This window comes from Haloarcula sp. R1-2 (assembly GCF_011627385.1).
Classification (GTDB): domain Archaea; phylum Halobacteriota; class Halobacteria; order Halobacteriales; family Haloarculaceae; genus Haloarcula; species Haloarcula marismortui.
The window spans coordinates 970,061-990,512 of sequence record NZ_JAANTG010000002.1; the positions used below are offsets into that span (position 1 = coordinate 970,061).

Annotated in this window: 18 protein-coding genes; 10 read left to right on the top strand and 8 right to left on the bottom strand. The window is 62.8% G+C overall.

Annotation, left to right across the window (positions count from 1 at the left end; genetic code table 11):
* Positions 1-29: 29 nt before the first annotated feature.
* The 5 genes from G9C82_RS13035 to G9C82_RS20915 form a co-directional block, all read right to left on the bottom strand.
* Complete coding sequence (locus G9C82_RS13035; protein WP_127014328.1) at positions 30-1,775, bottom strand: type II secretion system F family protein; 1,746 nt, start codon at positions 1,773-1,775, stop codon at positions 30-32.
* Complete coding sequence (locus G9C82_RS13040; protein WP_127014329.1) at positions 1,772-3,634, bottom strand: ATPase, T2SS/T4P/T4SS family; 1,863 nt, start codon at positions 3,632-3,634, stop codon at positions 1,772-1,774. The genes G9C82_RS13035 and G9C82_RS13040 overlap by 4 nt, the downstream gene beginning before the upstream one ends.
* Complete coding sequence (locus tag G9C82_RS13045) at positions 3,627-4,100, bottom strand: hypothetical protein (protein ID WP_127014330.1); 474 nt, start codon at positions 4,098-4,100, stop codon at positions 3,627-3,629. Before G9C82_RS13045 ends, G9C82_RS13040 begins: the two co-directional genes overlap by 8 nt.
* A complete protein-coding gene (locus G9C82_RS13050; protein WP_127014331.1) occupies positions 4,097-4,618 on the bottom strand; it encodes a hypothetical protein in 522 nt (173 codons plus the stop codon). The genes G9C82_RS13045 and G9C82_RS13050 overlap by 4 nt, the downstream gene beginning before the upstream one ends.
* Before the next feature lie 90 nt (positions 4,619-4,708).
* The gene (locus tag G9C82_RS20915; RefSeq protein WP_004957955.1) at positions 4,709-4,837 is read right to left on the bottom strand and encodes a hypothetical protein; all 129 of its coding nucleotides are present in this window, start codon (positions 4,835-4,837) and stop codon (positions 4,709-4,711) included.
* A gap of 189 nt (positions 4,838-5,026) precedes the next feature.
* On the opposite strand from G9C82_RS20915, the gene G9C82_RS13055 reads away from it, so the two are divergent.
* From G9C82_RS13055 to rad50, 3 genes are all read left to right on the top strand, one after another.
* On the top strand, positions 5,027-5,392 hold the full coding sequence (locus G9C82_RS13055; protein WP_127014332.1) for a hypothetical protein: 366 nt from the start codon (positions 5,027-5,029) through the stop codon (positions 5,390-5,392).
* A gap of 84 nt (positions 5,393-5,476) precedes the next feature.
* Positions 5,477-6,751 (top strand): DNA double-strand break repair protein Mre11, encoded by a 1,275-nt coding sequence (mre11, locus tag G9C82_RS13060; RefSeq protein WP_127014333.1) that lies wholly within the window; start codon positions 5,477-5,479, stop codon positions 6,749-6,751.
* Between the two features lie 13 nt (positions 6,752-6,764).
* The gene (gene rad50 / locus G9C82_RS13065) at positions 6,765-9,440 is read left to right on the top strand and encodes a DNA double-strand break repair ATPase Rad50 (RefSeq protein WP_127014334.1); all 2,676 of its coding nucleotides are present in this window, start codon (positions 6,765-6,767) and stop codon (positions 9,438-9,440) included.
* A 25-nt stretch (positions 9,441-9,465) separates the two neighbouring features.
* On the opposite strand, the gene G9C82_RS13070 is transcribed toward rad50, so the two are convergent.
* The 3 genes from G9C82_RS13070 to G9C82_RS13080 are packed head-to-tail and all read right to left on the bottom strand — an operon-like array spanning position 9,466 to position 10,549.
* Positions 9,466-9,888: a hypothetical protein gene (locus G9C82_RS13070; protein WP_004957946.1), complete on the bottom strand. Its 423-nt coding sequence runs from the start codon at positions 9,886-9,888 to the stop codon at positions 9,466-9,468.
* A gap of 27 nt (positions 9,889-9,915) precedes the next feature.
* Positions 9,916-10,317 (bottom strand): hypothetical protein, encoded by a 402-nt coding sequence (locus G9C82_RS13075; protein ID WP_011223875.1) that lies wholly within the window; start codon positions 10,315-10,317, stop codon positions 9,916-9,918.
* A gap of 40 nt (positions 10,318-10,357) precedes the next feature.
* Positions 10,358-10,549 carry a hypothetical protein gene (locus tag G9C82_RS13080; protein ID WP_004517169.1) on the bottom strand — a complete coding sequence of 64 codons (192 nt, stop codon included), beginning with the start codon at positions 10,547-10,549 and terminating at the stop codon, positions 10,358-10,360.
* A gap of 107 nt (positions 10,550-10,656) precedes the next feature.
* Here G9C82_RS13080 and G9C82_RS13085 point away from each other — a divergent pair, with 107 nt between their 5' ends.
* The 7 genes from G9C82_RS13085 (at position 10,657) to G9C82_RS13115 (ending at position 20,405) form a co-directional block, all read left to right on the top strand.
* Positions 10,657-14,691, top strand: a complete 4,035-nt coding sequence (locus tag G9C82_RS13085) for a DNA polymerase domain-containing protein (protein ID WP_127014335.1) — start codon at positions 10,657-10,659, stop codon at positions 14,689-14,691.
* A 125-nt stretch (positions 14,692-14,816) separates the two neighbouring features.
* Positions 14,817-15,746, top strand: coding sequence for an ABC transporter ATP-binding protein (locus G9C82_RS13090; RefSeq protein WP_011223869.1), 930 nt, complete (start codon positions 14,817-14,819; stop codon positions 15,744-15,746).
* A gap of 36 nt (positions 15,747-15,782) precedes the next feature.
* The gene (sufB, locus tag G9C82_RS13095) at positions 15,783-17,213 is read left to right on the top strand and encodes a Fe-S cluster assembly protein SufB (RefSeq protein ID WP_005537802.1); all 1,431 of its coding nucleotides are present in this window, start codon (positions 15,783-15,785) and stop codon (positions 17,211-17,213) included.
* A 2-nt stretch (positions 17,214-17,215) separates the two neighbouring features.
* Positions 17,216-18,427 carry a Fe-S cluster assembly protein SufD gene (gene sufD, locus G9C82_RS13100; protein ID WP_011223868.1) on the top strand — a complete coding sequence of 404 codons (1,212 nt, stop codon included), beginning with the start codon at positions 17,216-17,218 and terminating at the stop codon, positions 18,425-18,427.
* 224 nt (positions 18,428-18,651) lie between these two features.
* A complete protein-coding gene (locus G9C82_RS13105; RefSeq protein WP_121303552.1) occupies positions 18,652-19,158 on the top strand; it encodes a hypothetical protein in 507 nt (168 codons plus the stop codon).
* Positions 19,159-19,491: 333 nt separating this feature from the next.
* Positions 19,492-19,974 (top strand): hypothetical protein, encoded by a 483-nt coding sequence (locus G9C82_RS13110; protein WP_004957923.1) that lies wholly within the window; start codon positions 19,492-19,494, stop codon positions 19,972-19,974.
* On the top strand, positions 19,971-20,405 hold the full coding sequence (locus tag G9C82_RS13115; protein WP_004957922.1) for a metal-dependent transcriptional regulator: 435 nt from the start codon (positions 19,971-19,973) through the stop codon (positions 20,403-20,405). Before G9C82_RS13110 ends, G9C82_RS13115 begins: the two co-directional genes overlap by 4 nt.
* Positions 20,406-20,452 lie beyond the last annotated feature (47 nt).

Below are 20,452 nucleotides of genomic sequence, written 5' to 3' on the forward strand. Positions count from 1 at the left end.
GGCTTGGCCGCGTTCTCCGATTTAAACACTCAGACCAGCAGCCCGGTGGCGACGACGGCGACAAAGAAAGTGGCCGTGGCCGACAGGAGCGCCAGGCCGGTTCGGTAGCCAACGAGCGCGCGGTCGAGACCCCGATGCAGGCCCGTCGATAGCGCCGTCAACAAAACAGCCAAAACGAGCACGTACCAGCCGATAACCGGGCCCAGCAACGCACTCGGAACGGTGGCGAACTGCTCGCCGCCGCCCATCGACCCAGCCAGCGCGACGGTCGCGCCGCCGACCAGTGGCCCGAACAACGCGGCGGTGTTCGATAGCGTCTCGGTAATCTGCGAAAGGTCGCGGCGCGTCTCACGCTCGATGGTCCGGAGTGCGTCCAGATGCTCACCCATCGTCGTCACGGACGCTCCCGCTAGTGGCCCGATTGCTGCGGCTGTATCCAGCAGCGTCGCCACCCGACAGGCTCGATGGCTCGGAACATCAGCGAGCGCGCCGCCGGGACCCAGAAACGCTCCCTCGACGCTGGTTCCGAGGTGCTCCTGTCGGGCGGCGGCGGCTTTGATGACGGCGCTGGTCGGTTTTGGAGTCTCGTCGACAGCCTCGACGAGCGCGGCTTCGACCGACTGGCCGCGGTCCAGCCGTCGACCGACAGCCGACAGCGCGTTCGGGAGGCCCGCTTCGATGTCGGTAATTCGATCACGGACCTCGGCGACGGGTCGGTAGTAGCTGACGAGCGCGCTCCCGACGCCGGCCCCGAGTGCCCCGATGGGAGACGCCCACGCAGCGACGAGCGCGCCGGCAAGGAGCCATCCCCCGATTCCGGCGACGATGCCGCCCGCGATTGACGGGAGCGCCGATGCCGGCACGTCCGGATGGCTCCGCGGGATTGTCGCCGGCGGGAACGCGACTGGTCGCTGTCCCAGGAGCCAGCAGCAAGCGACCAGCAGCGCGGCGGGCAAAATAACGCCGTAGGTCCCGACCAGCACGGGGGCGGTCACAGGCACACCCGCGGCAGCGGCGGCGGGCAACAGTGACGCCATCGCCAGCGGCAAGAGAACACCAAACGCGTACAGGCCAGTCGCCGGACCACGGAGTGAGGCCGCAAAGGCCGCCATCTCATCGCGCGTCCCATCAAGGATGCATCGTCGTGCGCGTTCGAGCACTTCGGGCCGCTCCTTGGCTGGAGCCGCTGTCGCGTTTTCGACCAGCCCGACCGAACGTTCCAGCGCCGGGAACCGGTCGCTCCATGACGCCGCGAACGTTCCCAGACCACTCTGTGGCGTACCTGCGGCTCGCTGTCGGTGGTAGTGCAGCCGTCTGGCAAGCAGGCTGTCTCCGGTCCGTCCAGCGAACGCCGCCGCCCGCTCAGCGCTGGGCCACAGCGTCGCGCCGAGCACTAAGGTCGTGACGAGCGACGGTGCGGCCCCCAGCGTTCGGATGCGCTTCGCCTCCGCGGCAAAGGGGACACCGTACCGTCCCAGCGCTCCGACACCCAGGGACAGGGCGAGGAACCCGAGACTGACAGTCGTCGCCAGCGGTCCGGTCACCGCCACAGCGACGAGCAATGCGAGCAGGGAGCCACACACCGCAACGGCGTAGCTCGCCGTCAGCAGTGTCTCAGGCGGAGCCGAAACCGAGAGCAACTGATACGCTCGTCGGTAGTCATCTGGCACCTCAACAGTGCCCGGGCAGGCCGCAACGAGCGCGGTTGTGAGCCGTGTGGCTGATGCCGTGTTCGCGTCATCATGGGCGTCGTCTGAACCGCTGGCGTGGCTCACGGCTGGACCTCGTCTGTGTATGGTTCGTTCCCACGCATCTTGACAGCCACCGACTCCTCGAATTGTTCGGTTCGCGTCTCGATAGCGTCGAGCACCTCTGCGTAGGACTCACCGGGCGCGGCGAGTGACTCCACCAGACGGCTGTTACCCCGCTCCAGACGACCAGTTGCTGTCGCTGTCGACCCGTTACGCTCGTAGAGCATCTCAAAAGTGACATCGTCACTGTGAGAGACGATTTCCGCGATAGAAGCGATACCGCGGCCGTGTTCCGACGTGGGCGGAGCCAGCGTCACGACGAGGTCCGTCACGGCAAACGACTGGACAGGGACACCGAGGTCCGACACCAGTCGTTCCTGAACGGCGTTGGGGCCGTTGCCGTGAATCGTTCCGAGGACGGCCCCGTCGCCGCCACCGACACGCATCGCCTCGTAGAGAACGCTGGCCTCCTCACCGCGGACCTCCCCAACGGCGAGCGCGCCTTCGCCGAGTCGGAGCGCGGTCCGCAGGGCCTCTGTCGCATTGACTGACGGGCCGTCCCCGCTGGCGGTCCGAAGTGCCTGCACGTCCCGTCCGTCGGACTGCAGTGACGCCGCCGGAAGTTCGGGCGTGTCTTCGATCAGGATGGTCCGGACCTCGTGGGGAAGCTCCCAGAGCAACGCCCCGAGTGTCGTCGTCTTGCCCGCGCCGCGAGGGCCGGCGACGAGGCAAGCCCCGCCCCGCTCCGCGACGACAGAGAGCAATCCAGCGACGGCGGCTGGCATCGTCCCGTTGTCGACGAAGTCGGCCAGCCGCCATACGTCGCTGTCGTGGGCGCGAAAGGCGAAGGCAAGGCCGTCACTGACCGGTTCGCTCACACCGGCGACGCGAATCTGCCGGTCAGCCACCGTTGCTGTCGCATCGAGCGTCGGATTCGCTCGCGAGAACGCCCGGCCGCTCGACCGTCTGAACGTCGACGCCAGTGTGTTCGCGCCCGACGGCGTCAGGCGGATATTCGTTCGCATGGTTTCACCGTCACAGCGCACTCGGAGCCGGGTGTCGCTCACCGGGGCAGTCGCGAACACGTCTGACACCCGCTGATCGGCGAAAATATCTTCGAGAATCCCGAGCCCGCCCGTGTGTTTCTCCAGTACTGCCCCGACAACGGTTGCCGTCGAGCCATCGTCGGCAACCGCGTTCGCTGCACTGTACGGGTGACAGCCGCCGTCGGCGGCAGCGGTCGCGACTCGCTCGTACGCCCTGACAAGCGTCTCCATCGTGTCCGCGTCGAACCGCTGTTCGCGGGGCTCGATATGATACATCGATAGTTGGTCACCGCCCGTGTTGTATCTCCGAACGACGGCCTCTGTCGTGAGCGTTTGCTGGTCCCGGAGAGTCGCATCGGCCGGCGGCGCTGCACCGACACGGGCGTCGCTAATCGTTGGCCCAGTGTAGGCAGTGAGTGCCTGTTCGCTGGTGTCGAAGCCTTCGGTGGCGACCGCCAGTCCAGTCTCCGCAGCCAGGTCAGCGACCGGTCCCGACCGACCGATTGCCTCCGACGCAGCAGCGACAGGGTCGCGGCGGGCGCGGTTTGCGAGGCGGTCGTCCAGCGAGGCAACTCTGGTTGCAAACCGGCCAGCCGCGGTGAGCACCGCCGCCGCCCGGTCGCTGTACATCCGCTCCTGTCCGGCTTGCTCCGTAACGACGGTATCGACACTAGCCGAAAAGAGCGAACCGATGACTGTCGCCCGGCAGTCAGCCGACGCGGCGAGGTCGCCACCGCCCGGACACTCGCCCGCTGTCATCACCAGCCGCCCGCCCTCGATAGCCGTTTCACAACGACACTCGGGCGCTGTCGATGATCCAAAGAGCCACTCACGCATGGCCACTCCTCGCCGCGGCTTCGGACTTAAACCGATGGACCGTTAGCACTCGCTGGCCATCCGACCGCGTCAGCACGAACACCAGCTGATGTGTGCCGGGTTCTTCCAGCCGGTCGGTCCCCGCTGTCGTTCGAACCGGGACTTCAACCAGCCGCTCGGTCTGTTTCCGGGACTCAACTGTCCAGGTCGCGACGCCGACACCGGCCCGCTCTGTGAACTGCAGCCGCCTGACACCGGCGTTCGTGTAGGTACGTGCGGGGAGTCGTAACTCCACCGCGCGTCGTGCGTCGCCGTTCGGCGTCGCGTCGTCAGTCTCGACCAGCATCGTCAATTCGGTTCCTAGTTCGTCCAGTTGTCGCTCCATCGTACCGCTGGCTGCGTCCGCTCGGGCCGTCGACAGTGCCGGCGCTGTTGCACCGATAAGTGCGGTCATGATCGCGACAGCGAGGACCAGCCGGTATATCACAGCAGCGCACGGATACGTCCGATAACGCCCGCGTCCAAGTCCTCACTTTCGTCCGAGTCGCCGCCGTCAGTGATGGCAGAGAAATCAGTCTGTGCCTCCGCCGTGAGGCCAGTTGTGGCGCTCGTCTCTGTGTGGTCGTCGGCTGGCGAACTCGAAGGGGCCTGTGTGCTTCCCGTCCGTCGCTGGTCGGTCCCCGCCGCCGGGTCAGCTACCGACGGCGATGCCAGTTCCTCGTCGAGTCGGACCTCCAGTCGGTCGGTCGCCGCCAGCGCCGCGTCAGCGCGCTGTTCGACATCTTCGTTGACCGAACGGATGTTCCCCACGTACCCGCGGAGGGCTTGCGTGGCTGCTTCGAGTTCCGCCGTCCGCTCGTCGATGTCGGCGAGACGCCCCTCGACGGTGTCCATGCGGTTCTCCAGTTCTGCGAGTTCCGTTACCTCCGGGAACTCCGTCGTTCCGTCCGTGACCGCGCGTTCGACCGTACGGAGCCGCTCCGCCAGCGTTTCGATATCTGTCATGCCCGGCGCTGGTCCCGTACTAGTATTTGAACGCTCGGACAGGGCACTACGGGAAACGCGTCGGCCACTGACTGACGGTACTCTTCCGCCTCACCCGCTCATGCCGAGGATGAACAGCGCGAGGACGACGGAGATGAGCAGGGTTGCAAGGATAAGCAACGCGACGACTGTGACTGACGAGAGCGCTTCCTCGTCGGAGCGGAATTTGCGCAGTGGCATGGTGGTGAAATCCGATAGTGGCTTTTCCTCAACTAGCACCGGCGCTGGGTCGGTAGCTGTATCAAACCAATCAGATTACTAAACTGTATGCGTTTTTACTCGGTTCGACTGAGTTGTGGTCTCGAACGCGCCAGTACCTGACCCGGAGCCAGTGAACGTTTATGTTGGATGCCGTGCCCACGCCGTCCTATGGCCGATAGCGACCAGGTGAAAGCGGCACTCTCGGCGCTCGCTGATGGAAATGGCGACAGCGACGACGGGGACAAATCGATCCGAGCGGCTGACCGAGAGGGCGATAGTAGCGCAGGCCGGATGGGGACCCACGAGACGGGCGGTAACGCTGACTACCGGACGGTCATTGAGCGAGCGACTCGGGCAACCGACGATCTAGACGAAGCGGTCGCCTTCGTCGAGACGCTCGGCGTCGGTCAACTCGAAGCGGCCGTCGCGCAGGCCGAACACGAGGTGAGCGGGTTGGCAGACGAGGGACGGGCGGCTTTGCGAGCGTTCCGGCGGTACCGGGACGCCGCGGCGGGACCCAGTGATGGGTCGTAGCCAGCGGATCGAACACAGCACAGTCAACCACTTTCACTCCGCTCACGATACCCCTTTAGGTGGCGCTGGCTTACGAGTGGGCAAATGACTCGGGTGATACACACCGGCGATACTCACGTCGGATATCAGCAGTACAACGTCCCCGACCGACGGGACGACTTCCTCGATGCGTTCCGGCAGGTGGTCCGGGACGCTATCGCGGACGACGCTGACGCCGTCGTCCACGCCGGTGACCTGTTCCACGACCGCCGCCCGGCCCTGACTGACATCATGGGTACGCTGACCGTTCTCGAAGAACTCTCTGAAGCCGGTATTCCATTCCTTGCTGTTGTGGGTAACCACGAAGCCAAGCGGGACGCCCAGTGGCTCGACCTGTACGAGTCACTCGGCCTGGCGACACGACTCGACGACGAACCGACCGTCATCGGCGATACTGCCTTCTACGGCCTCGACTTCGTCCCGCGCTCGCAACGCGACGACCTCGGATACGACTTCGGCCCCCACGATGCCGACAGTGCTGCGCTGGTCACTCACGGCCTGTTCCAGCCCTTCGACTACGGCGACTGGGATGCCGAAGAAATTCTGACCGAGTCGTCGGTCGAATTCGACGCGATGTTGCTCGGCGACAACCACGACCCCGGTAAACAGCAGGTCGAGGACGCCTGGGTCACCTACTGCGGGTCGACCGAGCGCGCGAGTGCAAGCGAGCGCGCGGACCGCGGCTACAACATCGTCACCTTCGACGACGAGGTCCAGATCACCCGCCGCGGTCTCGACACCCGCGAGTTCGTCTTTGTCGACGTAGACCTCGGGCCCAAGGAAGGTGTCGAGCGTGTCCGGAGCCGCGTCGGCCAGCACGACCTAGAGGATGCCGTCGTCATCGTCTCTATCAGCGGCGACGGCGACCCGGTCACCCCGGCCAGCGTCGAATCGTTCGCGCTCGATCGGGGGGCGCTCGTGGCTCGCGTCACTGACCACCGGGAAATCACGGCCGAGGAGCGAGAAACGGATATCAGCTTCGCCGACCCGGACGACGCCGTCACCGAACGTGTCCGCGACCTCGGACTGAGCGAGGCCGCCCACGACATCGACGAGACGATCCGGGCTTCGAAGGTCGCTGACGCGAACGTCAAAGACGAGGTCGAACGGCACGTTCGTGAGCTGCTCAGTGAGGATTCGGATGCGCTTGAAGCCGACACGGATGCGGCTGCGAGCGGCGGGACGGCCGATGCGGAAGCGAACACAGACACGGCTGAGGACGACACCGACGACGGAGCGGCAGTGAACGAGACCGACGACAAGGCACCGATAGACGGGGCCGATGACGACGGCCAGGCGAGCGTCGAGGAGTTCCTGTAATGGAGGGTCAACAATGAAATTCCAGCGCGTCAAGCTATCCAATTTCAAGTGTTACGACGATGCCGACCTGCGACTTGACAACGGCGTGACCGTCATCCACGGACTCAACGGGAGCGGGAAATCATCTTTGCTTGAAGCCTGCTTCTTCGCGCTGTACGGCTCGAAGGCACTGGATGAGAATCTCGGCGACGTGGTTACCATCGGAGCCGACGACTGTACCGTCGAACTGTGGTTCTCCCACGCCGGTGGCGACTATCATCTCACGCGCCGGGTCCGCGCGACCGGAGCACAACCGACGACGGCGAAGTGTGTGCTGGAGACACCTGAAGGAAACTATGAGGGGGCGCGCGACGTGCGCCGACGCATTACCGAACTCTTGCGGATGGACAGCGAGGCGTTCGTCAACTGCGCCTACGTCCGTCAGGGCGAGGTGAACAAGCTCATCAACGCCTCCCCCGGCGACCGCCAGGATATGCTCGACGACCTCCTGCAACTGGGGAAACTGGAGGCGTACCGCGAGCGGGCCAGCGACGCCCGCGTCGGCGTCGGTCGGGTACGCGATGACAAACAGGGGGCCCTCTCACAACTCGACGAGCAGATTCAGGAGAAAGAAGAAAAGGACCTCCACGAGCGCCTGAACGGCCTCGAAACGAAGGAATCAGAACTGCAAGACGAGATCGAACACATTGAGGACCAGAAGGCCACCGCCGAGGAGACGCTCACGCAGGCCGAGTCCGTCCTCGAAGAGTACGAAGAGAAACGCGACGAACTGTCGACCCTCGAAGCCGACATCGAGGATCTGGAAGCGACTATCACCGAGACGGAGACGGAACGAACCGAACTCAAAGAGCAGGTCAGCGACCTACAGGACCAGCGAGAGTCGTTGCGAGAGGACCTCTCGGAAACAGTGGCCGAAACCGACCTCGACAGTTCGGAGCCGGACCCCGAAACCGTCGATGCGCGGCTTGACGAACTGCAGTCCCGCGATGACGAACTGCAGAGCCGCATCGAGGACCAGCGGGTCGATGCGAAGGATCACAGCAGTACCGCCGACGCGCTGGCCGAGAGCGCTGCCGACCTCGAATCCCGGGCCGAGGACAAGCGTGAAGAAGCCGCCGAACTGGAAACAGACATCGAAGCTGCGCGGGAGACTATCGCCGAGCGCCGGGAGCAGATCAGCGACATCGACGACCAGATCGCCGATCTCGAAGCCAGGTTCGAGAACGCACCGACCGACCGTGACGGGTCGCAGTCGTACAAAGAATCCGTCGCCAGTGACCTCGATAACGCCCGACAGCAGGTGACCGAACTGGAGACGAAACTGGAGAGCGAGCGCGAGTCGCTCGCGGAGGCCGAGGCGCTGCTGGAGGCCGGCAAGTGCCCCGAGTGCGGGCAGGACGTGGCCGAGTCACCGCACGTCGACTCTATTGAGGACGACCGTGATCGGATTGCCGAGCTAGAGGAGTTGCTCGCGGACGCTCGTGAGGATGTCTCGGACCTGAAGTCTGAGCACGAGACCGCGACGGAACTGGTCGAGACAGCGGACGAGCTATCGACGCTTGAGAACAACCGTTCGAACATCGTCCAGCTCGTCGAAGAGAAAGAAGCGGGGCTGGATGCGGACCAGAAGCGCATCCAGACGCTCCGCGAAGAAGCAACAGCACATGAGTCCGAGGCTGAGACGAAACGCGAGAAAGCCGCCGAAGCCCGCGAACAGGCGGAAGACTGCCGCTCGGTCGTCGCCGAGTGCAATCAGGAGCGCCAGCAGGTCAAACAATCGATAGAGAACCTAGAGCGGGTCGAAGACCTGCTTGCGAAGATCGATGACTGCGACGACGACATCGAACGCCTGCGAGAGAAGCGCAGTCAGCAGGCCGAACTGAACGACCAGCGCCGCGACCAGCTCGCGGAGAAGCGCGAGCGCAAGCAGGATCTGGCTGAGTCGTTCGACGAGGACCGCATCGAAGCGGCTCGAAGCGAGAAGCAGCGGGCGAAAAAGTACATCGAACAGGCAGCGGAGGCACTGACGGAGAAACGCGAGAAACGCGACGAACTCCAGAACGCTATCGGTGGCGTCACGAACGAAATCGAGGAACTGGAGTCGCTGCGAGACCGGCGCGAAGACCTCGAAGCGACACTGGAGAGACTCGAAACGCTATACGAGGAAACCGAGGAGCTACAGGAGATGTACGGGACGCTCCGGGCAGAGCTGCGCCAGCGCAACGTCGAGACACTCGAACGGATGCTCAACCAGACGTTCGACCTGGTGTACCAGAACGACTCGTACTCCCACATCGAACTCGACGGGCAGTATCAGCTGACGGTGTACCAGAAGGACGGCGAGCCGCTGGAGCCCGAACAGCTCTCCGGCGGCGAACGGGCGCTATTCAACCTCAGCCTGCGGTGTGCCATCTACCGACTACTCGCCGAAGGCATCGAAGGGGCCGCGCCGATGCCGCCGCTCATCCTCGACGAACCGACAGTGTTCCTCGATTCAGGCCACGTCACGCAACTGCTTGACCTCGTGGAGTACATGCGCGATGAGGTCGGCGTTGAGCAGATTCTCGTGGTCAGTCACGACGAGGAACTGGTCGGTGCGGCGGACGACCTCGTCCGCGTCGAGAAAGACGCCACGACCAATCGCTCGCGGGTCGAACGGGTCGAAGCGACGGTCGCGGAACTGGCCTGACCGCAGTCACGACGCTGAACTGGCCTCAGTCGCGGAGATGTGCCAGTCCATCGCTGGCCGTTTCGGTCGTGTCGTAGCCTCGCTGGCCGTGGACCGTCGCCTCGGCGAGCAGGCCGGCGGCACGAAACTCGGCCAGCAGGCCGTGCAGGTCGCTCTCACAGAGGTCGTAGGCGGAAAGCAGCTCCGCCACGGAGAGCGGCCCGCGGTCGTCGAGTTCGACGAGCAGGCCCAGCGCACGCTCATCGTGAGCTGCTGTAATGACTTGGCGGGCGGCGTCGGGAACGCCCTCAGCGGCCGTGGCCAGCGGCGATTCGCCATCAACGGGTTCGAGATCAGCGTTTGGGAGGTGTTGCTGTTCGCCGGTTTCGGGGTCACGGACCAGACTCGACTCGGTGGACTCCTTCAGCAATAAGTATCGCGTGCCGTCGTCGTCCCGCACAGTACGCATATGGCTGTTTGTAGCCGACCGGGCCGGTTAGCCGTTGTGGTCGCTTGCCTCCGCGCCGTCTGGCTGGGTATCTGTTGTTTCGGTTGGTTCGTCCTCGTCGTCCGATTTGCGCTCCCGTTCGAACTGGACGTACCGAAACGTTCCGTAGCCGAAAGCGATGACGCCGACGAGGAAGATCCGGACCCCGAGGTCGACCTGTCCCTCGAAGTAGGCCAGCATCGGTCCGAGCGAGAGCGCCAGCAGCGCGACGTTGAAGACGATGACGAGTTTGACGAACAGTCCCGTGGCGTCACCGTCGTAAGCGCCGTCCGACGGCGATGGCACGTCCGGCCCGAGACTCTCCGGGTCGAACTCCTCGGGCTCGTACTCGCTCTTTTCGGAGAGGACGCCGCCGCTCTCGTTGGGGTCGTCCTCGCCGGGAATATCCATCACACTAGCTACGACGTGTGGACGCTAAAAGTACTTCCTGTCAGGCGATCTCCTGTAAGGTGAGTGCCGTATCAGTCTGTAGCCACGCGAGAGGGTTCTCTGCATCGTAAAACACTGTCCCCTCCTCGGTCTCGTAGGTCTCGGTCGTCTGGATGGCGTCCGGGAGCGCCGGCTCCGACCGCAGTTCTTCGGACCTATCCGCCTCGCCGTGGGGGGATGCGTGGTGCGACATTGGCCGTCAAACTTGGGTATGTTACTCGATGGCATATACTTTCTGCCTGTGGCAATACCCCGTCGACCGCCGGTGTTTTTATGCGGCATCTCGAAACAAGGCCAAGAATGAGTGACGGGACCCAGGGCACGCTGGGGGACTTCGAGCAAGATGCGGATGAGGATCGCCCGGTCGCCGACGAAGCGGCGGCCATCGCGGGCAACGGTGGGAGCGACGACGGTGACACGAGCGTCGTCGACCTCGACGAGCGCCAGTTCCCGCCGGTCGAGGAGACCGTCGAGTTCGTCGTCACGCAGGTCGACTACACCATCGAGGGGCAGGGCGATGATGAGTCACCGGTCGTCCACGTTTTCGGGCGCACTGACGACAATGAGTCGGTCCACGCGCGAGTCTTCGACTTCCAGCCCTACTTCTACGCACCGACTGACAGCGTCACCGAGGACGGACTCCGCCAGTACGACAGCATCGCCGGCTGGAAAGAAGCCGACGCGGACGGCGACCCCTACGAATCGATTCGCGGCGAGCGTCTGACGAAGATATTCGGCCAGACGCCACGCGATGTGGGACAGATCCGTGACGACTTCGACCACTACGAGGCGGACATCCTCTTTCCCAACCGCCTGCTCATCGACAAGGACATCACGAGCGGCGTGCGCGTCCCCGCCCGCGAACTCGACGACGGGAGTCTGAAGGTCCATCACGAGGAAATAACGCCGGTTGAAGCTCACGCTGACCCGCGGGTCAACACCTTCGACATCGAGGTCGACGACAGACAGGGGTTCCCCGAGGACGGCGAGGAACCGATCATTTGTCTCACCTCCCACGACTCCTACCGCGACGAGTACGTCGTCTGGCTGTACGAGTCCCCCGACGGCATCGACGGCCCCGAGGCGCTGGCCGGCTACGACCCGATTCGGGAGGACTTCGAGGCCGACGTGCGCGTCTTCGACGAAGAGGAGGCCATGCTGGAGGCGTTCGTCGACTACATCGTCGACACCGACCCAGACGTGCTGACTGGCTGGAATTTCGACGACTTCGACGCGCCGTACTTCCTTGACCGTCTGGAGGAACTCCAGAGTTACAACCACGACTTCGATCTCCAGATCGACCGACTCTCGCGGGTCGACGAGGTCTGGCGTTCGGGCTGGGGTGGCCCCGATATCAAAGGCCGTGTCGTCTTCGACCTCCTCTATGCCTACAAGCGAACGCAGTTCACTGAACTCGAATCCTACCGGCTTGACGCCGTCGGCGAGCAGGAACTCGGCGTCGGCAAGGAACGCTACACTGGCGACATCGGTGACCTCTGGGAGCAGGACCCCGAGCAGTTGCTGGAGTACAACCTCCGGGACGTGGAGCTCTGTGTCGAACTCGACCGCGAGCAGGACATCATCGACTTCTGGGACGAGGTCCGCACCTTCGTCGGCTGCAAACTGGAGGACGCGACGACGCCCGGCGACGCAGTGGACATGTACGTTCTCCACAAGCTCCACGGCGAGTTCGCGCTCCCCTCGAAAGGGCAACAGGAGAGCGAGGACTACGAGGGCGGCGCAGTGTTTGACCCCATTACGGGCGTCCGCGAGAACGTCACCGTGCTGGACCTGAAGTCGCTGTACCCGATGTGCATGGTGACGACCAACGCCAGCCCAGAGACGAAGGTTGACCCGGAGACCTACGACGGCGATACCTACCGCGCCCCCAACGGTACCCACTTCCGGAAGGAACCGGACGGCGTCATCCGAGAGATGGTCGACGAACTCCTGTCAGAACGCGAGGAAAAGAAAGCCGAGCGAAACAGCTTCGACCCGGACAACCCCGAGTACGAGCGCTTTGACAGGCAGCAGGCCGCCGTCAAGGTTATCATGAACTGCTTCACGCCGGATACCGACGTGCTGACACCGGAAGGCGTTCAGAACATTCGCGACCTTGATATCGGCGACGAGGTGTATTCGCTGGACCCCGAGACGGAGGAGATGGAGGTCAAACCGGTGGTCGAGACACAGTCGTATCCGGACTACCGCGGCGACCTCGTGGATATAGAGACGAGCAAGATGGACTTCCGTGTGACGCCGAACCACCGGATGCTCGTCCGAAAGAACGAGACCAACGGAATCACTGAAGACGGGTACAGTTTCGTCGAAGCTGGTGACCTCGACGATGCCACGAACTACGAACTCCCCCATGACTGGGACGGACCGGACGGCGACCCGCTGGACACGGTGGATCTGACCGAGTACGTCGACGACTACGAGGTGTGGGTCCGGCCGTCGGTCCACGGCCACACGTTCGCCGCCGAGATTGGCCACTATCCGGACACAGTGTTGAAAAACGATATCGGCGAGGAAGGGTACGTCTTCGGCCCCAAGGAGTTCGAGGCCAACCGCGAGTATATCGAATCCGTCGCCGAACGGACGTATATCCACGCCGAATCGGGCCGGAAGTGGATACCGCGAACCTTCGACGGCGACGACTTCCTCGAACTGCTCGCGTGGTACATCACCGAAGGGAACGTCTACACCTCCGAGACGAAACAGTTCGGGGAGAAGACCCGCGGAGCATCGACCACGGTCAAAATCGCTCAACAAGCCATCGCGGACGGCGGCGAGTCCGACCACGCGGCAATTGGTGACCTCCTCGACCGACTGGGGTTCGACTACTACGTCGACGACCGGAGTTACCAGTTCACGTCGGCGCTGCTGGGCGACCTGCTCTGTAACATCTGCGGCGAGGACAGTTTCGAGAAGCGGATTCCCGAGTTCGTCTTCGACCTGAGCCACCGACAGAAGCGGCGCTTCCTCGACACGCTTATCGCCGGTGACGGAGACCGACAGAAGAACTCCTGGCGGTACACCACCTCCAGTGACCAACTCCGTGACGACGTGCTCCGGCTCTGTGCGCATCTCGGACTGACTGCGAACTACAACCGTGACAGCGGCTCCTGGCGAATCTACGTCACGGAAGACAACAAGAACACGCTCCGGATGCATCGCAGCGGGTCACGGAGTACGGCCGACGACGGTGTCTACTGTGTCACCGTTGCGGACAACCACACGCTCATGGCCGGCCGCAACGGGAAATTCCAGTTCGTCGGTCAGTCGTTATACGGCGTTCTGGGGTGGGACCGGTTCCGTCTCTACGACAAGGAGATGGGCGCAGCGGTCACCGCCACCGGTCGCGAGGTCATCGACTACACCGACGAAGTCGTCGCAAACGAGGGGTACGAGGTCGTCTACGGGGACACCGACTCCGTCATGCTACAACTTGGCAATGTCGGTCCAGACGACGTCGAAGGCGACGTCGAAATCACCGACGAGATGCGCGAGAAACACCCCGAGATGGACGACGACGAGCTCGAACTCATCGCGACGACCATCCAGAAAGGGTTCGAACTGGAGGAGACGATTAACGCCTCCTACGACGAGTTCGCGATGGAGCGGCTTAACGCCCAGTTCCACCGCTTCGAAATCGAGTTCGAGAAGCTCTACCGCCGGTTCTTCCAGGCGGGCAAAAAGAAGCGCTACGCGGGCAACATCGTCTGGAAAGAGGGCAAGCACGTCGACGACATCGATATCACCGGGTTCGAATACCAGCGGTCCGATATCGCGCCGATCACCAAGCGGGTCCAGAAGGAGGTCATCGACCGCATCGTCCGCGGAGAGGACGCAGAGTCCATCAAGCAGTACGTCAGCGATGTTATCGAGGACTATCAGGACGGCAACGTCAACTACGACGACGTAGGTATTCCCGGTGGCATCGGGAAGAAACTCGACAACTACGACACCGACACCGCACAGGTCCGGGGCGCGAAGTACGCCAACATGCTTCTGGGAACGAACTTCCAGAGCGGGTCCAAGCCCAAGCGACTGTATCTCGACCGGGTCCACTCGGACTTCTTCCAGCGTATCGAGGAGGAAGAAGGACTGGACCCCCAGCGGGACCCGCTGTACGGCGAGTTCCGGCGGGACCCTGACGTAATCTGTTTCGAGTACGCAGACCAGATCCCCGAGGAGTTCGAGATCGACTGGGACAAGATGCTCGATAAGACGCTGAAAGGGCCGATTGCCCGCATTCTGGAGGCAATGGACATCTCCTGGGAAGAGGTCAAATCCGGGCAGGAACAGACAGGACTCGGGAGTTTCATGTAACCAACAGAAGGCGGGCGCTTACTGCTGTGGGAAATATTATTTCTATATACTGAATTTGAGTTCACGGCAATGCGAAAGCTTCATGGGTGAAACGTACCTTCTTTCGGTTGACCTAAGAGATACCTATGGCGAAACTCGAAATCAACAATCTCCACGCAGAAGTCGCAGAAGAGGACGGTGAAACGATTCTTCGCGGTGTCGACCTCGAAGTCGAGTCCGGTGAGATCCACGCGCTGATGGGTCCCAACGGCTCGGGTAAGTCCACAACGGCGAAGATAATTGCCGGCCATCCCGCCTACGAAGTAACTGACGGGGAAGTACTCATCCACCTCGAAGAGGACGAGTTCGGTGACGAGGAGATCCCGGAGGACCTCCGCACCTGGAACCTGCTCGACCTCGAACCGAACGAGCGCGCCGCGCTCGGCATCTTCCTCGGCTTCCAGTACCCGGCCGAGATCGAAGGTGTCACGATGGTGAACTTCCTCCGCACCGCGCTCAACGCCAAGCTCGAAGAGCGCGAGGAACTCTTCGAGGACGACGAGGAAGAAGAAGCCGAGACAGAGGGCGGCGACACCAACGAGGACGCCGCCGGCTACGACACCTCCCCGATGGAGGGCAACGTCGAAGAAGGCGAAATCGGCGTCGCCGAGTTCCAGGAAATCCTCCAGGAAAAGATGGAGCAACTGGACATGGACGAGAAGTTCGCGTCCCGGTATCTCAACGCTGGCTTCTCCGGCGGCGAGAAGAAGCAAAACGAAGTCCTCCAGGCCGCGATCCTCGAGCCCTCCGTTGCCGTGCTCGACGAGATCGACTCCGGGCTGGACATCGACCGACTGCAGGATGTCTCTAACGGCATCAACGCGCTCCGTGACGAGCAGGGCGCAGGTATCCTTCAGATCACGCACTACCAGCGCATCCTCGACTACGTCGAACCCGACCACGTCCACGTGATGCTTGACGGCCAGATCGCCACTTCCGGTGGCGCTGAACTCGCCGAAAAGCTCGAGGACGAAGGGTACGACTGGGTCCGAGAGGAAGCCTACGAAGCCGCGTAACGCCCTTCCGTATACAGCGATAACATAACACACACTATGAGTTCAGATCAAGACCACCTCAAGGAAACCGACACGGAGAAGCGCTTCGAGTTCAAGAAAGAGGAGAAGTCCGCCTTCGAAGCCGAGAAGGGCCTCACGGAGGAGACCATCCGGGTCATCTCCGAAGACAAGGACGAGCCGGAATGGATGCTCGAACGCCGCCTTCGCGCACTCGAGCAGTTCCACGAAATGCCGATGCCGGACGGCTGGCCGGGCGCACCCGACCTCTCCGAGGTCGACGTCGACGAGATCGTCCCGTACATCCGTCCCGACATCGAGACCCGTGGTGGGGTCGACGACTGGAACGACCTCCCCGAGGAGATTCAGGACACCTTCGACAAGCTCGGCATCCCGGAAGCCGAGAAGAACGCCCTCTCGGGCGTCGGTGCGCAGTACGAGTCCGAGATTGTCTACCAGAACATGCAGGAGCGCTGGGAAGACAAGGGTGTCATCTTCTGTGACATGGACAAGGCTGTCCAGGAACACGAAGACATCCTCAAGGAGTACTTCATGACCAAGGCCGTGCCGCCGAGCGACAACAAGTTCGCGGCGCTACACGGCGCTATCTGGTCCGGCGGGTCGTTCGTCTACGTCCCCGAGGACACCACGGTCGACATGCCCGTGCAGGCGTACTTCCGCATGAACTCCGACGGCATGGGCCAGTTCGAGCACACGCTCATCATCGCCGAGGAGAACTCCGAAGTCCACTACATCGAGGGCTGTTCCGCCCCGAAGTACTCTGAGTTCAATCTCCACTCCGGCGGCGTCGAAGTGTTCGTCAAGGAGAACGCTCACGTCCAGTACTCGACCGTCCAGAACTGGTCGAAGAACACGTACAACCTCAACACCAAGCGCGCCATCTGCGAGGCCGACGGCACGATGGAGTGGGTTTCAGGATCGATGGGCTCGAAGGCCACGATGCTGTACCCCTCGACCGTTCTCAAGGGGCCGGGCGCGACGGACAACCACATCACCATCGCCTTCGCCGGCGAGGGGCAGGACATCGACACGGGCGCGAAGGTCTATCATAACGCCCCCGAAACGAAGTCCACCATCGAATCCAAGTCCATCAGCAAGGACGGTGGCCGCACGAACTACCGTGGCCTCGTCCACATCGCTGACGGTGCCGAGGACTCTTCGACCTCCGTCGAGTGTGACGCGCTGATGTTCGACAACGAGTCGACATCGGACACGATGCCGTACATGGAGATTCAGGAGTCCAAGGTCGACGTTGCCCACGAGGCGACCGTCGGCAAGATCGGCGACGAGGACGTCTTCTACCTCCAGTCCCGTGGACTGGACGACGACGATGCAAAGCAGATGATCGTCGCCGGCTTCATCGAGCCGATTACGGAGGAACTGCCGATTGAGTACGCCGTTGAGCTGAACCGCCTCATTGAGCTTGAGATGGAGGGGTCGCTCGGATAACCATGAGTACGCAGGTACACGCCAATCTCACAGAGGCCCAGGTAGAACAGATTTCAGACGACCTCGGCGAGCCCGAGTGGCTGCTCGAGACGCGAAAGGACGCGCTCGCAGCGCTCGAAGAGCTCGACATGCCGGACGTCATCCGGACGCCGGGTCGCACCTGGACGAACCTCGACGCGCTCGAATACGAGTCGCTGGTCGACCCGCTCGACTACGCACAGGACAAGGACCGCGTCGATGCGGAGGGCGTCGAGGTCCTCTCTTGGAGCGAAGCGCTTGCGGACCACGAGGACCTCGTCAAGGAGCACTTCGGCAGTACCGTTGACCCGCAGCGGGACTACCTCACTGCGCTGTCGACGGCCCTGTTCTCTGCCGGAACGGTCGTCTACGTCCCTGAGGGCGTCGACGCCGAGGACGTGAAGATCCGGACGACGATGAACAGCCAGTCGCTGTTCAACTACACGCTCGTCCTCGCCGAGGAGTCCTCCTCGGTCACGATTCTGGAGCGCCAGCAGACGGGCGAGACGACCGACGCTGACCAGTACTACTCCGGCATCGTCGAGGTCGTCGCCGAAGAGAACGCCTACGTCCAGTACGGCGCGCTCCAGAACCTCTCGGAGGAGACCTACAACTTCCAGGTCAAGCGCGGCCACGCCGACACTTACGCCACGGTCAACTGGATCGACGGCAACATCGGCTCCCGCCTGACCAAGTCCAACGTCGAAACCCGACTGCTGGGTGACTCCTCCGAGTCACAGATTCTGGGTGCGTTCTTCGGCCACGAAGACCAGCACTTCGACATCGCGTCGCGGGTCTGGCACGAGGCCGAACACACCATCGCCGACCTCGTCACCCGTGGCGTCCTCGACGACGACGCCCGCTCGGTGTACGAAGGCGTTCAGGACGTCGGCCGCGAGGCCTGGGACACGTCGTCGTACCAGCGTGAGAACACGCTCATGCTCTCCGACGACTCCGAGGCCGACGCGTCGCCGAAGCTCATCATCAACAACCACGACACCGAGGCCTCCCACTCCGCGACGGTCGGGCAGGTCGACGCAGAGGACATGTTCTACATGACCTCCCGCGGTGTCGACCCCGAGAGCGCGAAGAATATGCTCGTCGAGGGCTTCTTCGTGCCAGTGCTGGAGGAGGTTGAGGTGGACGAACTCCGCGAGGACCTCGACCAGCTGATCTACGAGCGGCTCAGGCAGTAACCGCCCCCGTCCGCAGCCTTTCCCGTCTACTGCTTCTTGCTACCGGCTCGTTTTCACCAGACAGCCGCTGTGAAGCGTCTCACCGTCCATCAGGGTCAAACCGGACAAGACCGAAGAAGTCGCTGAGTTCCTCGAATCCGCACTTCCACAGGCTGAGGTCGAAGACCGACACGACGGCCACAGCCAATCGCAACAACAATGTCCGTATCGTGTGTTTCGGGGGTATGCCCTTCGAGACGCCGGACCTGCTCGGGCCGTCCGAACCCGTTCCAGACCGACTGTCGGCCAACGAATTCCTGCTCCGGCCGCTGACGCCCACCGACGCGGAAATAGATTACGAGGCCGTGACCGAGAGCGGTGACCGCCTCCACGGGATCTTCGGACCCGACGACGAGTGGCCGACGGGACTGACCCCCGAGCAGAACCGGATCGACGTGTGCTGGCACTATAAGGAACACCAGCGGCGTGACGCGTTCACATACGGTGTGTTCGACCCCGCCGAGACAACCGAACTGGGGTGTCTGTACGTCCAGCCGACACGGATAGAGGGGTACGACGCTGCGGTATATTACTGGACGGCGGCGGCCGCAGTCGAGCGTGGCCTTGCCGACGAGATCGAGACGGCCTGCAGGGAGTGGGTTGCGACCGAGTGGCCGTTCGGGCGGGTCGCCTATCCGGGGCGGGACGTGTCTTGGCAGGCGGTACCGGCGGCGGGGACCGAAGGCGACTGATAGTGACCTCTGTACGGTATCGACCGCAGTACGTCGGGCGGTCGTCTCGGGACGCAGGCACAGCAATCACGATACGTCGGAGCCGTCGGGTCGTTTCATACTGTCGGCTGTCCGCCCTGCAAGGCGCTTGCCATCACGGGGTGTATCGTGTCGCAGTGATAGCCGACAGTCTCAGTCCCAGTGGGGAGTTTGTCGCCGCGAAGCCAGACGCAGTCACACGGGTCCAACAGGAACGTGACGCCGCCGCTAGGGCGGCGACAGGGAACCGCTTAAGTCCGGCCCTCCCCGAACTACGTGTATGACTGCAGCACAGCGCCGAGTGGGGGTGTTACCGTGAGTCTTACACAGCCGGTGGCGTCTGACCATCAGCTCGCCCGGCTGCTACAGATCGGCATCGTCCTCGAAGAGGTCGTCGAGGCACGGTCGGCCAAGCACGCCGAAGAAACGAGCGGAGAGCACGAGCAGGCGGTCCTTGACCTCCTTGAGCACGCCGAGACAGAGTCTGCTGAGCACCGCCGGCAACTGGAGTCGCTCATCGACGACCTCGAAGCGGACACCGTCCCGTTCGAAGAAATCGAGATGCTGGTCGAAGCCCAGTACGAAGCCGACAAAGACTTCGATGGCGTGCTGTACGACCAGCTCTGTAACGAGGAGACGGCGTACAAGTTCTACGACGACCTCATCGAAGCGATCGAGGCGTCGGACGTGACATTCACAATCGACCGCGAGCGGTTGCTTGCCGTGCTATCGGACATCCGTGAGGACGAGGCGGAGGGCGTCGAAGACGTAACCGACCTGATGGAGGACTATCAATGAACACGCAGGCCCAGTATCTGAAAGCGATCTATCTCACGCAACAGCAAGAGGACGGTCCGGCATCTACCGGTGACGTGGCCGATATGCTCGATGTCAGCCCGGCGAGCGCAAACGAGATGATCGGGAAGCTCGAAAGCCGAGGACTGCTGAACCACGAGAAGTACAAAGGCGTCGACCTCACTGACGACGGCATCGCACAGGCTCGCGAGGCACTCCAGAACTACTGTATTATCGAGCGGTTCCTCATCGAAGTGCTCGAGGTCGAGGAGTTTCGGGCCGAGGCAAAGCAACTGGAGGGCGTTATCGACGAAACAGTCGCTGATCGCCTCGACACTATCATCAATCGCAAACCACAGTGTCCCGACTGTTTCGACTCCGAAGGAGATGTCTGTGGCCTGCTCGAAGTCGAGGCCGAAGTCACCAGCGACTGACCGCCCGCTCTCGAAGCGTTCAAGTGCGTTCCGTCGATTATTCCGAA

Coding starts and splice junctions, on each gene's coding strand:
- G9C82_RS13040 (WP_127014329.1), bottom strand. CDS start 3,634: ATGCGTGAGTGGCTCTTTGGATCATCGACAGCGCCCGAGTGTCGTTGT.
- G9C82_RS13050 (WP_127014331.1), bottom strand. CDS start 4,618: ATGACAGATATCGAAACGCTGGCGGAGCGGCTCCGTACGGTCGAACGC.
- G9C82_RS20915 (WP_004957955.1), bottom strand. CDS start 4,837: ATGCCACTGCGCAAATTCCGCTCCGACGAGGAAGCGCTCTCGTCAGTC.
- G9C82_RS13055 (WP_127014332.1), top strand. CDS start 5,027: ATGGCCGATAGCGACCAGGTGAAAGCGGCACTCTCGGCGCTCGCTGAT.
- mre11 (WP_127014333.1), top strand. CDS start 5,477: ATGACTCGGGTGATACACACCGGCGATACTCACGTCGGATATCAGCAG.
- rad50 (WP_127014334.1), top strand. CDS start 6,765: ATGAAATTCCAGCGCGTCAAGCTATCCAATTTCAAGTGTTACGACGAT.
- G9C82_RS13070 (WP_004957946.1), bottom strand. CDS start 9,888: ATGCGTACTGTGCGGGACGACGACGGCACGCGATACTTATTGCTGAAG.
- G9C82_RS13075 (WP_011223875.1), bottom strand. CDS start 10,317: ATGGATATTCCCGGCGAGGACGACCCCAACGAGAGCGGCGGCGTCCTC.
- G9C82_RS13080 (WP_004517169.1), bottom strand. CDS start 10,549: ATGTCGCACCACGCATCCCCCCACGGCGAGGCGGATAGGTCCGAAGAA.
- G9C82_RS13085 (WP_127014335.1), top strand. CDS start 10,657: ATGAGTGACGGGACCCAGGGCACGCTGGGGGACTTCGAGCAAGATGCG.
- G9C82_RS13090 (WP_011223869.1), top strand. CDS start 14,817: ATGGCGAAACTCGAAATCAACAATCTCCACGCAGAAGTCGCAGAAGAG.
- sufB (WP_005537802.1), top strand. CDS start 15,783: ATGAGTTCAGATCAAGACCACCTCAAGGAAACCGACACGGAGAAGCGC.
- sufD (WP_011223868.1), top strand. CDS start 17,216: ATGAGTACGCAGGTACACGCCAATCTCACAGAGGCCCAGGTAGAACAG.
- G9C82_RS13105 (WP_121303552.1), top strand. CDS start 18,652: ATGCCCTTCGAGACGCCGGACCTGCTCGGGCCGTCCGAACCCGTTCCA.
- G9C82_RS13115 (WP_004957922.1), top strand. CDS start 19,971: ATGAACACGCAGGCCCAGTATCTGAAAGCGATCTATCTCACGCAACAG.